This window comes from Actinacidiphila yeochonensis CN732 (assembly GCF_000745345.1).
Classification (GTDB): Bacteria; Actinomycetota; Actinomycetes; order Streptomycetales; family Streptomycetaceae; genus Actinacidiphila; species Actinacidiphila yeochonensis.
Genome location: NZ_JQNR01000005.1, coordinates 1,023,937 through 1,039,450 on the forward strand (window position 1 = coordinate 1,023,937; position 15,514 = coordinate 1,039,450).

Consider the following 15,514-nt stretch of genomic DNA (forward strand, 5'->3'; position numbering starts at 1 on the left):
CGAACCGCCAGACCAGCAGTCCGACGACAACCGGCCCGACGCCCCGACGGGCACCCGGACCGGGACCCCCGACACGGGGATCACACCGCGGCACCCCGGCAGCGGCGGCACCACCGACCGGACCGGGCTGGAGGAACGGGCCGAGCAGACGGGCCCGAGCGGACGCCCCACGGCGACCCGGCGGAACTCCGCGTCCAGGACCGGGAACACCGGAAACAGCAGGACCACCAGCACCACGAGCGCCACCGAACGAACCGGCGGCACCGACAACCCTCAGGACGCCCAGGAGAACACCCAGGGCGCCAAGGACGACAGGGAGCGCCAGGAGAGCGACGACCGCGAGAGCGCCGAGAACGCGAAGAGCCCCACCACTGCCTCCCCGGACACCGCCGGCAGCACCAGCCCGCGCGGCCACGACGAGCAGCACCCCGACGAACATCTCACCTCCGGACACCGCTCCGCCGAGCAGCACTCCTCCGCGGTCCACTCCGCTGAGCAGCAGCACCCACAACCGCACAGCCAGACCTTCGCCGACCCCGGTACGCGGCTGATCGCCACCGATCTCGACGGCACCCTTCTGCGCAGCGACCGCACGGTCTCGCCGCGCACGGTCGCCGCCCTGGCCGCCGCCGAACGGGCAGGCGTGGAGGTCTTCTTCGTCACCGGCCGCCCCCTGCGCTGGATGGGTGTGGTCGCTGAGCACCTCGCCGGCCACGGCCTGGCCATTCTGGCCAACGGCGCCGGCGTCTACGACCTGCGGGCCGGCACGCTCATCGAGGCGTTCCCGCTGCCCGAGGCCGACGCGCTCGCGATCGCCCATGCCCTGCGCGCGGCCCACCCCGAGACGACGTTCGCGGTCGAGCGCGTCGGCGGTTTCCGACGCGAGCCCGCGTACCCCGAGTTCGAGCCCGACAGCACCGGTGCGCCGTCGCCCGTCGGCGAGTTGCTCGCAGCCGACCGGGACCAGCCCGTGCTGAAGCTTCTCGCCCACCACCCCTCAGCCGCCCCGGACGAGTTCCTGGCCCACGCCCTGGCCCTGGCCGGCGACCGGGTCGAGGTCACCCGGTCCAGCCCCTCGGCCCTGCTGGAGATCAGCGGCGCCGGGGTGAGCAAGGCCACCACCCTCGCGAAGTGCTGCGCCGAGCGCGGGATCACCGCCTCCGAGGTGGCGGCCTTCGGGGACATGCCGAACGACCTGGCCATGCTGTCCTGGGCGGGCACCTCGTACGCGGTCGCCAACGCGCACCCGCACGTGCGGGCCGCCACCACCCACCGCACCGCGTCCAACGACGAGGACGGCGTGGCCCAGGTCATCGAACGCATCGTCGCCGCCCGCACCACGGCCTGACCCCGGCCCGCCACCGCCGCCGTACCTCTCGCCGCCGTCCGCCCGCCTCCGCAGGCCGCCCGTCAGCGGCCCACCAACTGCGCTGTGCGGGACGACGGTTCGGCCGCGCGCTCCCGCTCCAGCGCGCGGCGGAACGGACCGTCGGCGGTGGCCAGCTCCGACCAGCCGCCCCGCTGCACCACCTGTCCCCGGTCCAGCACCAGGATCTCGTCGACGGCGCCGTCGGCCAGCCCGGCCAGGCGGTGGGTGATGATCAGCACCGTACGGCCGCGGGTGGCCGCCAGCAGGTCGGCGGTGAGGGCGTCGGCGGTGGGCAGGTCCAGGTGTTCGGCGGGCTCGTCCAGGACCAGCACGGGGAAGCGGGCGAGCAGCGCCCTGGCCAGGGCGAGCCGCTGCCGCATACCGCCCGAGAGCCGGGCGCCGTGCTCCCCGACCTCCGTGTCCAGGTCGAGGTCCAGCCGGGCCGCGGCCAGCGCGTCGCGCAGTTCGCCGTCCGAGGCCGTCGGCCGGGCCAGCCGGAGGTTCTCCCGGACGGTGCTGGCGAAGACGTGCGCGTCCTGCGCGCACAGCCCGACCAGCCGGCGGACGTCGTCCCCGTCGAGGTCCGCGGCGGCCTGCCCGGCGAGGGTGTAGGAGCCGCTCTCCGCGTCGAGGAACCGCAGCAGCACGTGGGCCAGCGTGGTCTTGCCCGCCCCCGAGGGGCCGACGACCGCGATCCGGCGGCCCGGGGTGAGGGTGAGGTCGACGCCGCGCAACGCCGGTTCCGCCTGCCCCGGGTGGCGGGCCGTCAGCCCGCGCAGCACCAGCGGGTACGGCGTCGCCGGCGGCTCGGACGGCTGCTCCGGTTCGCTGACGGGCACGGGCGCGTGCAGGACGTCCCGTACGCGGGCCGCGGCCTGGCGGCTGCGGCGCCGCTGCTGGGCGGCCGCGGGCAGCCCGGCGACCGACTCGAAGGCGGCCAGCGGCAGCAGCACCACCACGGCGAGCACCACCCCGTGGAGTTCGTGCGCGGCCACCGCCCGCACCCCCGTCCAGGCGCAGACGGCCACGGTGACCCCGGTGACCAGTGCGGTGAGCCCGGCGCCCAGAGCGGTGGCGGCGGCCGACCGGGCGGCGAGCACCCGCAGCGCGCGGTCGGCGCGGTCGGCCTCGGCCCGGCGGCGCGGCAGGGCGCCCGCGACGGCCAGTTCGGCGGTGCCCGTGAACAGGCCGAGCACGCGGGCGGAGAGCTCTCCGCGGGCCGGGGCCAGCCGTCCCTCGGTGCGGTGGGCGACGGCGACGGCGAGCGCCGGCACGCCCACACCGGCGGCGAGCAGCCCCACGCCCAGAACCGCCCCCGCGGCGGGCAGCAGCCATGCGGTGAAGGCGGCCGCCCCCAGCGCTGTGGCACCCCCGGTCACAGCCGGCAGCAGCCAGCGCAGGTAGTGGTCCTGGACGCCGTCCACGTCGGCGACCAGCCGGGACAGCAGGTCACCGCGGTCGGTGCGGCCGAGGCCGGCGGGGGCGAGGCGCTCAAGCCGCCGGTAGACGGCCGCGCGTACCCCGGCGAGCGCCCGGAAGACGGCGTCGTGCCCGACCAGCCGCTCGCCGTAGCGGAAGACGGCCCGGCCGATCCCGAAGGTGCGGGTCGCGGTGACGGCCACCATCAGGTACAGCACGGGCGGCTGCTGCGCGGCACGGCTGATCAGCCACCCTGACGTCCCCATGAGCCCGACGGCGCATCCCAGCGCCAGTACGCCCAGCACACAGGCCCAGGCGAACCGGCCGCGGAAGCCGCGCGCGGTGCCGACGCCGAGCAGCCCGCGCCGGCCCGTGCCCGGGTCCCCGTTCGAGTCCGCGCCCGAGTCCGTGCCCGAGGCCATGCCCGAGACCGTCGCCGACGCCGCATCCGGCTCCGCATCCGGTACGTCGCGCCTGTCCCCGTCCCACTCCTGCACCGCGCCGGGCCGGGCCTCCTCCGACAGCGCCTGGGCGCTGGGGGATTCACCGGGAAACGGGAGGGGGGAGGGGATGGCGTGGACGCGATCGGCGAGCGGGAGGAGCGCGGGCCGGTGGGCGATCAGCAGGACCGTCCGAGGAGCGGCCAGGTCGCGCAGCGAGGCGATGACCTCGCCCTCGGTCTCGCCGTCGAGGTTGGCGGTCGGCTCGTCGAGGAGGAGCAGGGGCCGGTCGGCGAGGAAGGCGCGGGCGAGTGCGAGCCGCTGCCGCTGGCCGGCGGAGAGCCCGGCGCCGTCGTCCCCGACGAGGTCGCCCGGCGCGGCGAACCCGTCGGCGCCCGCGGCGGTGAGTGCGGCCCGGACCTCGGTGTCGGTGGCGTCCGGCCGGGCGAGCCGTACGTTCTCCGCGACGGTGCCGGCGAACAGGTGCGGGTGCTGCGGCACCCAGGCGATCTGGCGGTGCCAGGACGCCGGGTCGATGGCGGCCAGGTCGGTCCCGTCGACGGTGATCCGCCCGGCGGCGGGGGTGGCGAAGCCGAGCAGCGCCCGCAGCAGGGTGGACTTGCCCGCCCCGCTCGGTCCGGTGACGGCGACCGTCTCGCCGGGGGCGAGCCGCAGCGTGGTCGGCGCCAGCCGCCCGTCGAGCCGTACCTCCAGGTCCTGGACCTCGACCACGGCCGTCCGCAGGTCGGGGGCGGGGAGCCCGTGGCCGGCGGTGGCGGCCTGCGGCGTCTCCAGGACGGCGAAGACCTCCTCGGCCGCCGCCAGGCCCTCCGCGGCGGCGTGGTACTGCGCGCCCACCTGGCGCAGCGGCAGGTAGGCCTCGGGGGCCAGGACCAGCACCATCAGCCCGGTGCGCAGGTCGAGTTCGCCGTGCACCAGGCGCATGCCGACGCCGACCGCGACCAGCGCCACGGAGATGGTGGCGAGCAGTTCCAGCACGAAGGAGGAGAGGAAGGCGATGCGCAGGGTGCGCAGGGTGGCCTTGCGGTAGTCGTCGGTGATGGCACGGATCTTCTCCGCCTGGACCTTGGCGCGGCCGAACACCTTCAGCGTGGGCAGGCCGGCGACCACGTCGAGGAAGTGGCCGGACAGCCGGCTGAGCAACTGCCACTGGCGGTCCATCCGGTCCCGTGTGGTCCAGCCGACGAGGATCATGAAGAGCGGGACCAGCGGCAGTGTCACCACGATGATGACGGCGGAGATCCAGTCGGCGGTGGCGATCCGGGCCAGCACGACGGCCGGTACCGCCACCGCGAGCCCGAGTTGCGGCAGGTAGCGGGCGAAGTAGTCGTCGAGGGCGTCGATTCCCCGGGTGGCCAGGGTGGTCAGCTCTCCGGAGCGGCGCCCGGTCAGCCACCCGGGGCCCAGCTCGGTGGCGTGGGCCAGCAGCCGCCGTCGCAGCTGCGAGGTGACCGCCGCGGCCGACCGGTGGGCGCAGAGCTCGGTGAGCCAGGAGACCAGGGCCCGGCCGACGGCGACGCCGCCCAGCGCCAGCAGGTCGCCGCTGAGCGCGGCCGTCCCCTCACCCTGTTGGAAGGCCCGCACCACGAGGTCGGCGATGAGGAGCGCCTGCGCGATGACCAGCCCGGAGCCGGCCAGGCCCAGCAGCACGGTGCCGGCCAGGAAGATCCGAGTGGTCCGCGCGTACCGCAGCAACCGGGGGTCGACCGGTTTCACGTGGAACATCCCCTTTCGCGTTTCACGTGGAACATCCGGAACATCGGGTTCACGGCCGGCCGGGCACGGTGACGGCCCGGCCGGCCGGCGGTGGAGATCATCAGTGCGCCGCGTTCGCGAGGTGCTGGGTGCCGATCCGCTTGCGGAAGACCCAGTAGGTCCAGCCCTGGTAGAGCAGCACCAGCGGGGTGGCCACGGCGGCGCACCAGGTCATGATCTTCAGCGTGTACGGCGTCGCGGAGGCGTTGCCGACGGTCAGGCTCCAGGAGCTGTTGAGCGTGGACGGCATCACGTCGGGGAAGAGCGCCAGGAAGAACGTCGCCACCATGGCGGCGATGGCCACGCCCGAGAACCCGAACGCCCACCCCTCGCGCCCGGCGCGGTTGGCCGTCCACGCGGCGGCCAGCGCCACCACCGCCAGCGCCACGGCCGGCAGGCTGCGCCCGTTGCCGCTGTGCACCTGGGTCCACACCAGGTAGGCCGCCACGATCAGCACCGTCCCGGCTCCCAGTCGCCCGGCGAGGGTGCGGGCGCGGTCCCGGATCGGCCCGACCGTCTTGAGCGCCACGAAGACGGCGCCGTGGAAGGTGAACAGCGCCAGCGTGGCCAGGCCGCCGAGCAGCGCGTAACCGCCCAGCAGGTCCCACAGGCCGCCGACGTACTCCTGGTTGGCGTCGATCTTCACCCCGTGCACGATGTTGGCGAACGCCACCCCCCACAGCAGCGGCGGCAGCAGCGAGGTCCAGAAGATCGTGTGCTCCCAGTTGCGCTGCCAGCGCTCCTCGGGCCGCTTGGCGCGGTACTCGAAGGCGACCCCGCGCAGGATCAGGCAGACCAGGATCAGCAGCAGCGGCAGGTAGAAGCCGGAGAAGAGCGTCGCGTACCAGTCGGGGAAGGCCGCGAAGGTGGCGCCGCCCGCGCTGAGCAGCCACACCTCGTTGCCGTCCCAGACCGGGCCGATGGTGTTGATCAGCACCCTGCGCTCGGCCCGGTCGCGGGCCAGCAGCTTGGTGAGGACGCCGACCCCGAAGTCGAACCCCTCCAGGAAGAAGTAGCCCGTCCACAGGACGGCGATGATGACGAACCAGGCGTCGTGGAGATGCATGTCCCGTTCCTCCTTCTACGCGGCCGGGTCAGTACGAGAAGGCCATCGGGCGGTCGGCGTCCTGGTCGGGGTCGCCGCCGATACGGGTGGGGGAGCGCCGGTCGTCGTCGGTCAGCTCCGGCGGGCCGGCCTTGGCGTACTTCACCATCAGCCGGATCTCGACGACGGCGAGCAGCGCGTACAGCGCGGTGAAGGTGATCAGCGAGGTCACCACCTCGCCCGTGGAGACGCCCGGGGAGACCGCGTCCTTGGTGCGCAGCACTCCGTAGACCACCCACGGCTGGCGGCCGGTCTCGGTGAAGATCCAGCCCCAGGAGTTGGCGAGGAGCGGGAACACCATCGTCAGCAGGGCTGCTCGCCAGTACCAGGGGGACAGGCGCTCGCCCAGGCCGATGCCGCGGGTCAGCATCAGGTGCGGCACCTCGTCCTCACCGGTGCGCTTCTCCGGAGCCAGCCAGAACCTGCGCCGGGTCAGCCACAGCCCGGCCGCGCCCACACCGATGGAGACGACGCCGAAGCCGATCATCCAGCGGAAGCCCCAGTACTCGACGGGGACGTCGGGCCGGTAGTCGCCGGGGCCGTACTTCTGCTGCTCGGCCTTCTCGACGTCCTTGATGCCGCCGACGTAGGAGGTGAAGTTGTCGTCGGCGAGGAAGGAGAGCAGGTTCGGGATGTCGATGGCCACCTCGTTGTGGCCCTTGTTGACGTTCCCGACCGCGAAGACCGAGAAGGGCGCGCCCTTCTGGCCGTCCCACAGGGCCTCGGCGGCCGCCATCTTCATCGGCTGCTGCTTGAACATGACCTTGCCGAGGGTGTCGCCGCTGATCGCGGTGAGCGCTCCGGCGACGACGGCGACGACCAGGGCCAGCCGCAGCGAGGACCGCATCACGCTGATGTGCCGGCGGCGGGCCAGGTGGTAGGCGGCGATGCCGATCACGAAGGCGGCACCGGTGAGGAAGGACGCCGACATCGTGTGGAAGAACTGCGCGAGCGCGGTGTTCTGGGTCAGCACCGCCCAGAAGTCGGTCAGCTCGGCCCGCTTCGTCCGGGGGTTGTAGGTGTAGCCGACCGGGTGCTGCATCCAGGAGTTGGCGGCCAGGATGAAGTACGCGGACAGGATGGTGCCGATCGACACCATCCATATGCAGGCCAGGTGGATGCGCTTGGGCAGTCGGTCCCAGCCGAAGATCCACAGGCCGACGAAGGTGGACTCGAAGAAGAAGGCGATCAGCGCCTCGAAGGCGAGCGGAGCGCCGAAGATGTCCCCGACGAAGCGCGAGTAGTCGGACCAGTTCATGCCGAACTGGAACTCCTGCACGATGCCGGTGGCCACGCCCATGGCGATGTTGATCAGGAAGAGCTTCCCCCAGAACTTGGTCGCTCTGAGGTAGGTGTCCTTCCCGGTACGCACCCAGGCGGTCTGCAGCCCCGCGGTCAGCGCGGAGAGGGAGATCGTCAGGGGGACGAAGAGGAAGTGGTAGACGGTCGTCACGCCGAACTGCCACCTGGCGACGTTCAGTGGCTCCAGAGCGAGCTGCACGATACGTCTCCTTTACTGCGATACGCGTTCCGCTTGTGAACGTGAACGCATTCACAAGCTCATCCATATGGAGTATCGCGCACACGTTTTCGCCCCCTGCCACCGGGGGTGGTCAAGGGGCGAAAGAGCAGCTCAGGTGGGATATGGAGACGAAAGCGACAAGGGCGGACGCGAGGCCGGTCAGAGCAGCCCGCGGAAGTCCGCCGCGGTCCGCAGCACGAGGTCGTTCGCCTCGCTCTCACCGATGGTGATCCGCACGCCCTCGCCGGGGAAGGGCCGTACCGTGGCACCGGCCCGTTCGCAGGCCGCCGCGAACTCCGCGGTGCGCTCCCCCAGCCGCAGCCAGACGAAGTTCGCCTGCGTGGGCGGCACCGTCCACCCCTGCGCGGTCAGCGCCGCCACCACCCGGGCGCGCTCCTCGACCAGCCCGGCCACCCGCTCCAGCAGCGCCGGCTCGGCCCGCAGGCTGGCGATCGCCGCGTCCTGCGCGAGCTGGCTGACGCCGAAGGGCACGGCGGTCTTGCGCAGCGCCTCCGCCACCGGCTGGTGCGCGATGGCGAAGCCGATCCGCAGGCCGGCCAGGCCGTACGCCTTCGAGAACGTGCGCAGCACCGCCACGTTCGGGCGGTCCCGGTAGAGCTCCACGCCGTCGGGCACCTCTGGGTCGGTGATGAACTCCCGGTACGCCTCGTCCAGCACCACCAGGACGTCGGAGGGCACCCGGTCGAGGAAGTGCTCCAGCTCCGCCCGGCGGATCGCGTTGCCGGTCGGGTTGTTGGGGTTGCAGACGAAGACCAGCCGGGTCCGCTCGGTGACCGCGGCCAGCATGGCGTCCAGGTCGTGGTTCTCGCCGGCGTCCAGCGGCACCTCGACCGCCGCCGCGCCGCTGATCCCCGTGATGATCGGGTACGCCTCGAAGGACCGCCAGGCGTAGACGACCTCGTCGCCCGGGCCGGCTGTCGCCTGGAGCAGCTGCTGCGCCACGCCGACCGAGCCGGTGCCCGTCGCGACGTGCTCCACCGGCACCCCGAACCGCTCCGCCAGCTCGGCGGTCAGCTCGGCGCAGGCCAGGTCCGGGTAGCGGTTGAGGCGAGCCGCCGCGCCGGTCGCCGCCTCCAGGACACCCGGCAGCGGGGGGTAGGGGTTCTCGTTGGAGGAGAGCTTGAAGGCGGGCACGCCCTCCGCCGCCACCGGCGGCCGGCCGGGCTTGTAGGTCGGGATGCCGTCCAGCGCCGCGCGCAGCTTGGGAGTGCTCATGCCGCCACCTTACGAGCGGAGGACAGCCGAGGGGAGACCTCCCGACCGTGCGTTCGGTCGATGGTGCCCGGGTGGCGTGCGCCCTGGCGCGCGTCCCCCGTAGGGGTGAGTCGGACCGGCCTGCGAGGGGGCGACAATCGGCGGGAGATCCCCTTCCGTACAGGTGTATCCCGCACAGGAGTCGGCCTGCCGCCTGCATATTCCAGTCGCATACGGTTTTCGATCTTGCAGAAACCGTTCTGCCGAGGTGCCGTCGCCGCGGCGACCTGGCAGAGCGGTGCCGCCCTACTATCGGCTCGCCATGACAGCAGCAGGGAACCACCAGGCGAGCCGGCCGGCCGGACGCAGGCTGGAGCGGGCAGGCATCAGGGATGTCGCCGCGGCGGCCGGCGTCTCGATCACGACCGTCTCCGACGCGCTCAACGGCAAGGGGCGGCTGCCCGATGCCACCCGCCGCCATGTCCGCGAGGTCGCCGACCGGCTCGGCTACCGACCGTCGGCGGCCGCCCGTACGCTGCGCACCGGGAGATCCGGGCTGATCGGCCTGACGGTGACGACGTACGGCGAAGAACCGTTCACCTTCACCGAGTTCGCGTACTTCGCGGAGATGGCCAGGGCGGCCACCTCCGCCGCCCTCGCGCGCGGCTACGCGCTGGTGATCCTTCCCGCCTCGTCCCGCCACGACGTGTGGGGGAACGTGGCGCTGGACGGCACCGTGGTCATCGACCCCTCCGACCAGGACCCGGTGGTCGCCGAACTGGTCCGCCAAGGCGTGCCGGTGGTCAGCGACGGCCGGCCGGGCGGCAGCCTGCCGGTGCACGCCTGGGTGGACAACGACCACGAGGAGGCGGTCCTCGGCATCCTCGACCACCTGGCCGCGGCCGGCGCCCGCCGGATCGGCCTGCTCACCGGCACCAGCACCGACACGTACACCCGGCTGTCCACCACCGCGTACCTGGAATGGTGCGAACGGGTCGGCCAGGAACCGGTCTACGAGGCGTACCCGGCCCACGACCCGTGCGCGGGCGCCGTGGCGGCCGACCGGCTGCTGGCCCGGCCGGACCGCCCGGACGCGGTCTACGGCCTCTTCGACCCCAACGGCACCGACCTGCTCGCCGCGGCCCGCCGCTACGGGCTCCGGGTGCCCGACGACCTGCTGCTGGTGTGCTGCAGCGAGAGCGGTGGCTACGCGGGCACCGACCCGCCGATCACCACGCTGTCGCTCCAACCCCGCAGGATCGGCACGGCCGTCGTGCAGCTGCTCATCGACGCGATCGAGGGGGTCGGCCCCGGCCACCCGGTGCAGCAGGTGATGCCGACCGAGTTGATCGTGCGCGCCTCCTCGCAGCGCCGGGCACACCGCACCACCGTCAGCCCGCCACGCGGACCGTCCGGCGGGTAGCGGAACCGTGCCCGCGTGCGGGCCGACGGACGGGCAGAGGAGCCGCGCCCGTCGCCCTCCGGAGCGGCTGCCCGGGAGCACGTACCCGAACGGTGCTGCCCGGCCCCGGCGATCCGGCGGAGACCGAGCGCGGCGCGTCTCCGCCGGGGGACACGGCGCGGTTCCGCGCGGGGAGTACGGCCCGGTTTGTCGGGACCTTGCGAAAACCAGGTGCCCGGGTATGTCACAACGCGCCAGCCACGTTTCTATGATGGGCGGATGGTGGCGCGAGCGTGGAGGGGTCGATGACTCAGGGGGCAGATCAGGGGTACGAGCCCGGCACCGGGTACGAGCCCGCGCCCGGCTACGGAACGGCGCCCGAATTCCAGCAGGCGGCCCCCTACGCGCCGGGCGGCCCGACGGCTCCCCCGCCCGGCTACGACACCGTCCCGCCGCCGGCGCCCCCTCTGCCGCCGGGCTACGAACCCGCCCAGCCGGAGACCCCGTTGGCCTCCGCCGAGTACCCGCCCACTGCCCACGACCTGCCCGTGATCAGCGACGGCGGAGTACCCGCCGACGGGCTCGGGCCGCTCTACGTCGTCGGCGACGTCCACGGCTACCTGGACGAGCTCCTCGCCGCGCTCCAGGAACGCGGGCTGGTGGACGGCGAGGGCCACTGGTCCGCCGGCACGGCCAGGCTCTGGTTCCTCGGCGACTTCACCGACCGCGGGCCGGACGGCATCGGCGTCATCGAGCTGGTGATGCAGTTGTCCGCCGAGGCCGCCGCGGCCGGCGGCTACTGCCGCGCGCTGATGGGCAACCACGAACTCCTGCTGCTGGGCGCCCACCGGTTCGGCGACACGCCGGTCAACTCCGTCGGCGGTACGGCCTCCTTCCTGGCCGCGTGGCGGCTCAACGGCGGCCAGCCCACGGACATGGAACGGCTGGAGGACCGCCACCTCACCTGGATCTCCCGACTGGACGCGGCCCACCTCACCGACGGCCACCTGCTGATGCACTCCGACACCACCGCCTACCTCGACTACGGCAGCAGCATCGAGGAGATGAACGACACGGTCACCGGCGTGCTCCAGCGCGGCGACGCGGACGAGTGCTGGGACCTGTTCCGCAAGTTCACCAAGCGGTTCGCCTTCCGCGGCGACGGCGGCGCCAGCGCCGCCCGCGAGCTGCTGGCCACCTACGGGGGCACCAGGGTCGTGCACGGCCACAGCCCGATCCCCTACCTGCTGGCCGAGGCAGGCGGCGACTCACCTGAGGAGCCGACGGGCCGCTCGGTGCTGGGGCCAATGGTCTACGCGGAGAACCTCGCGGTGGCGATGGACGGCGGCGTGACCATGGACGGAAAGCTGCTGGTCGCCCAGCTCCCGCTGGAGGGCTAGGTCCGCCCGGTAGCCAGGTGTCCTGGTCGAGGAGGCGACCGCCAGGCGGCCGAAGGCCCTCGTAGTGGGCTGTCCGGGTTTCGGCCAACGCGGCGCGTGCCCGTGCCAGGCGGCGAGCGGGGCAGACCTTGCAGGGCGGGGGCAGTGGTGCCCGCCGTGGCGTCAGGCAACGACCTGGCGCCAGGCAACGACGTGGTGCCGGGACCGGCCAGGACCCGCGGACCGGACGCCGGAAGAAGCGCCGGGCCGATCCGATGACGCCCGACAGCGTCCGACCGCGTCCGATGACGCCCGACAGCGTCCGACGGCGTCCAACCGCGTCCGATGTCGCCGGTTCTTCACGGCTCTGACCCGGTCCGGCGCCAATTCCGAGCGTGCCCTGTCACGGCCCGTCATCCCGCCCTACTATCGGCAGTATCCGTAGGGACACCGTCTCCTGGCCCGAGTGGCCTGCCCGTTCCACGTGGAACATGCGCGCCCGGGAGGTCGGAGCATCGGGGGATGCACATGGCCAGCGCTCCACTTCTGCTCGACCAGGACCGCCCGGACTTCGAACACGTCCTTGACGAGGCGCTCCGTATCGTCCTCGACAGCGTCGGCGGTCAGGGCGAGTCGCCGCTCACCGCCGAGCAGTTGCGCAGGCTGGCGTTGGCCGCGGCCGAAGCGGTCGTCGCCCGCGCCCCGGAGGAGTACGCCGCCTACCGCACGGCGCGTGCCCGGTCCCGCGAGGAGGCCGGCGGGGAACAGGACCGCAAGGAGGCCGGCGGGGAGCAGGCCCGCGAGCAGACGGAGCCCCACGGCGACCGGGCCTTCAGCCACGCGGCCCTGGGGATGGCCGAACGCTCCGGTTCCGGCGCGGGGATATGCGCGTTGCTGGCTGTCCTGACCCCGTTCCTCGCCGGAGCGGCCGCGGTGCTCCTGCTGCTCATCGGCTACGCGATGGCCGCTGTCTCCCCGGAACCGGGGATCGCGGCACCGCTGCGCACCGCCGGGTGGTTCTTCGCCGCGGTGGCGGCCGCCGCCGTCCTCCTGGGAGCCGTCGGCCTGCTGCTGACCGCCCTGCGCGACGGAGCGGCGGCGGTCCAGGACGCCCCGGAGCCGCTGGCCCCCGAGGTGGCGCGGGCCCGGTCGGAGTGGCACGGCGCACTGCTGGCGCGGGCGCTGCTGCCCTTCCTGGAGGATGCGTTGGCCGAGGCTTCGGCGGTCCCGCCGGCCCCGGCTCCCCGCGCCGGTTCCCGCATGCCTCAGCTGGGCTACACCCGGCCGCGGTACTCCTCCCCGCTCGAACCGCACCCGGGCCCGCCCCGCTTCAGCTCCCCCGACTTCGGCGGCCCGGACTTCGGCGGCCCGGACTTCGGCGGCCCCGACCGCCGGCCCGAGTGACCTGACCCGAGCGACCCGCCGCTCGTACCCGCGCCATGTCCACCCCGGACCGCCCGCTGCCGATGGGGCCCGCGACCGGTGCCGCCCGGATGGCCCGTTCCGGCTCGCGAACCGTACGGCGGCTTGTTTGACTGCTCGCGTACCTGGCCACGACGGGATCGGAACGGGAGCGGCCCATGCGCGTCCGTCGTACGTTCGCAGTGCTGTCCACGGTCGTCCCGCTGGTTCTGGCGGCGGCGGCCTGCTCGGACTCCTCCGCAGGGCAGGTGATCGGCACCCGGGGGGTCGCGTTCGTCCAGCGCATCGACAACCCCAACCAGGCCGCAGGCGCCTGCCACCGTTTCAAGGGCGTCGGCGTGGACCGGGTCGCCAACAACACGGCGGTCGACATCTGGCTGCACAAGGGCCCCAACTGCAACGACCCCAACGGCCAGCCGAGCGTCTACCTGGCCACGACCCTCACGGCGAACACGAAGGACACGCGCGGCCTCTGGCGCAGCTTCACCACCCAGGGCTGGCCCCCGCCCGTCCCCCCGAACGTCCACTCCACCGTCAACTGACGCCCCCGCCGCCCGCACACCGGCCCAGGGCCCCCACCCCGGCGCAGCCCAAGGGGGTGAGGGCCCCTGCCCGGGGCCCTCACCCAGCGGTCAGTCAGCCAGCGGTCAGTCAGCCAGCGGCAGGTACACCCGGTTGCCCGCGGCGGCGAACTCCGCGGACTTCGCGGCCATGCCGGCCGCGACCTCCTCGTCGGTCACCTCGACCACCTCGGGCGCCGCGGCGCCATGGGTGCGGCGGATGTCCTGGGAGATCTTCATCGAGCAGAACTTCGGCCCGCACATCGAGCAGAAGTGGGCGGTCTTCGCCGGCTCCGCGGGCAGCGTCTCGTCGTGGAAGGCGCGAGCGGTGTCCGGGTCGAGCGCCAGGTTGAACTGGTCCTCCCAGCGGAACTCGAAGCGGGCGTCGGACAGCGCGTCGTCCCAGGCCTGCGCGCCCGGGTGGCCCTTGGCCAGGTCGGCGGCGTGCGCGGCGATCTTGTAGGTGATGACGCCGGTCTTCACGTCGTCCCGGTCGGGCAGGCCCAGGTGCTCCTTCGGAGTGACGTAGCAGAGCATGGCCGTGCCCCACCAGGCGATCATCGCGGCGCCGATCCCGGAGGTGATGTGGTCGTAGGCGGGCGCGACGTCGGTGGTCAGCGGGCCGAGGGTGTAGAACGGCGCCTCCTCGCAGATCTCCTGCTGGAGGTCGATGTTCTCCTTGATCTTGTGCATGGGCACATGGCCCGGCCCCTCGATCATCGTCTGCACCTGGTGCCGCTTGGCGACGGTGTTCAGCTCGCCGAGGGTGCGCAGTTCGGCGAACTGGGCCTCGTCGTTGGCGTCCGCGATGGAGCCGGGGCGCAGCCCGTCGCCGAGGGAGAACGTCACGTCGTACGCGGCGAGGATGTCGCAGAGCTCCTCGAAGTTCTCGTAGAGGAAGTTCTCGCGGTGGTGCGCCAGGCACCAGGCGGCCATGATCGAGCCGCCGCGGGAGACGATGCCGGTCTTGCGGCGGGCGGTGAGCGGCACGTACCGGAGCAGCACGCCCGCGTGCACGGTCATGTAGTCGACGCCCTGCTCGGCCTGTTCGAGGACGGTGTCCCGGTAGACCTCCCAGCTCAGCTCCTCGGCGCGGCCGTCGACCTTCTCCAGCGCCTGGTAGAGCGGGACGGTGCCGATCGGCACCGGCGAGTTGCGCAGCACCCACTCGCGGGTGGTGTGGATGTTGCGACCGGTGGAGAGGTCCATCACCGTGTCGGCGCCCCAGCGGGTGGCCCAGGTCATCTTCTCCACCTCCTCCTCGATGGAGGAGGTGACGGCGGAGTTGCCGATGTTGGCGTTGACCTTCACCAGGAACCGCTTGCCGATGACCATCGGCTCGATCTCCGGGTGGTTCACGTTGGCCGGCAGCACCGCGCGTCCGGCGGCGATCTCCTCGCGGACCGTCTCGGGCGGGACGCCCTCGCGGAGCGCGGCGAACTCCATCTCGGGTGTGGTCTCGCCCCTGCGCGCGTACGCGAGTTGGGTGACGGGGCGGCCGGGCGCGCCGCGGCGGGGGAGCCGCCGGCCGCCCGGGAAGACGGCGTCGAGGTTGCGCAGACCGCCCGGCCGGAGGCCGTCGTCCTCCGGCCGGACCGGGCGGCCCGGGTACTCCCCGGTGTCGCCGCGGTCGGTGATCCACTGCTCCCGCAGGGGGGCGAGCCCCTGTCGTACGTCGGTCTCCGCCGTCGGATCGGTGTACGGGCCCGAGGTGTCATAGAGCGTCACATCGGTTCCGTTGGTGAGGTGCACCTGGCGGACCGGCACCCTCAGATCGGGCCGTGACCCGGTGAGGTACGCCTTGTGCCAGCCGATTTCGCGCGTGCGTGCATCCTGCGTGGTCATATGAGACCCATCTCCCTACGCCGGCATTACCCGGTAACAGGTTCAGCGGTCGGCGCAGCG

The 15,514-nt window shown here is 73.1% G+C and carries 10 protein-coding genes; 5 read left to right on the top strand and 5 right to left on the bottom strand.

Features of this window, described 5'->3' with window-relative positions; genetic code table 11:
* Window positions 1-547 precede the first annotated feature (547 nt).
* A complete protein-coding gene (locus BS72_RS16225; RefSeq protein WP_051951942.1) occupies window positions 548-1,348 on the top strand; it encodes a Cof-type HAD-IIB family hydrolase in 801 nt (266 codons plus the stop codon).
* 62 nt (window positions 1,349-1,410) lie between these two features.
* On the opposite strand, the gene cydD is transcribed toward BS72_RS16225, so the two are convergent.
* The 4 genes from cydD to hisC all read right to left on the bottom strand — a co-directional run bounded on the left by cydD (window position 1,411) and on the right by hisC (window position 8,867).
* Window positions 1,411-4,965 carry a thiol reductant ABC exporter subunit CydD gene (cydD, locus tag BS72_RS16230; RefSeq protein ID WP_037916193.1) on the bottom strand — a complete coding sequence of 1,185 codons (3,555 nt, stop codon included), beginning with the start codon at window positions 4,963-4,965 and terminating at the stop codon, window positions 1,411-1,413.
* A gap of 100 nt (window positions 4,966-5,065) precedes the next feature.
* A complete protein-coding gene (cydB, locus tag BS72_RS16235) occupies window positions 5,066-6,070 on the bottom strand; it encodes a cytochrome d ubiquinol oxidase subunit II (protein ID WP_037911332.1) in 1,005 nt (334 codons plus the stop codon).
* 28 nt (window positions 6,071-6,098) lie between these two features.
* Entirely contained in the window at window positions 6,099-7,610 is a 1,512-nt protein-coding gene (locus BS72_RS16240) for a cytochrome ubiquinol oxidase subunit I (RefSeq protein ID WP_037911333.1), read from the bottom strand.
* Window positions 7,611-7,790: 180 nt separating this feature from the next.
* Window positions 7,791-8,867, bottom strand: coding sequence for a histidinol-phosphate transaminase (hisC, locus tag BS72_RS16245; RefSeq protein ID WP_037911336.1), 1,077 nt, complete (start codon window positions 8,865-8,867; stop codon window positions 7,791-7,793).
* A gap of 301 nt (window positions 8,868-9,168) precedes the next feature.
* Here hisC and BS72_RS16250 point away from each other — a divergent pair, with 301 nt between their 5' ends.
* The 4 genes from BS72_RS16250 (at window position 9,169) to BS72_RS16265 (ending at window position 13,591) form a co-directional block, all read left to right on the top strand.
* Window positions 9,169-10,269: a LacI family DNA-binding transcriptional regulator gene (locus BS72_RS16250; protein ID WP_037916196.1), complete on the top strand. Its 1,101-nt coding sequence runs from the start codon at window positions 9,169-9,171 to the stop codon at window positions 10,267-10,269.
* Window positions 10,270-10,553: 284 nt separating this feature from the next.
* Complete coding sequence (locus BS72_RS16255) at window positions 10,554-11,648, top strand: metallophosphoesterase (protein ID WP_037911338.1); 1,095 nt, start codon at window positions 10,554-10,556, stop codon at window positions 11,646-11,648.
* 501 nt (window positions 11,649-12,149) lie between these two features.
* Window positions 12,150-13,031 (top strand): hypothetical protein, encoded by an 882-nt coding sequence (locus BS72_RS16260; RefSeq protein WP_037911339.1) that lies wholly within the window; start codon window positions 12,150-12,152, stop codon window positions 13,029-13,031.
* 176 nt (window positions 13,032-13,207) lie between these two features.
* The gene (locus tag BS72_RS16265; RefSeq protein ID WP_157856256.1) at window positions 13,208-13,591 is read left to right on the top strand and encodes a hypothetical protein; all 384 of its coding nucleotides are present in this window, start codon (window positions 13,208-13,210) and stop codon (window positions 13,589-13,591) included.
* 105 nt (window positions 13,592-13,696) lie between these two features.
* Here the strand turns inward: BS72_RS16265 and thiC are convergent, their stop codons facing one another.
* Window positions 13,697-15,454 carry a phosphomethylpyrimidine synthase ThiC gene (thiC, locus tag BS72_RS16270; RefSeq protein ID WP_037911344.1) on the bottom strand — a complete coding sequence of 586 codons (1,758 nt, stop codon included), beginning with the start codon at window positions 15,452-15,454 and terminating at the stop codon, window positions 13,697-13,699.
* Window positions 15,455-15,514 lie beyond the last annotated feature (60 nt).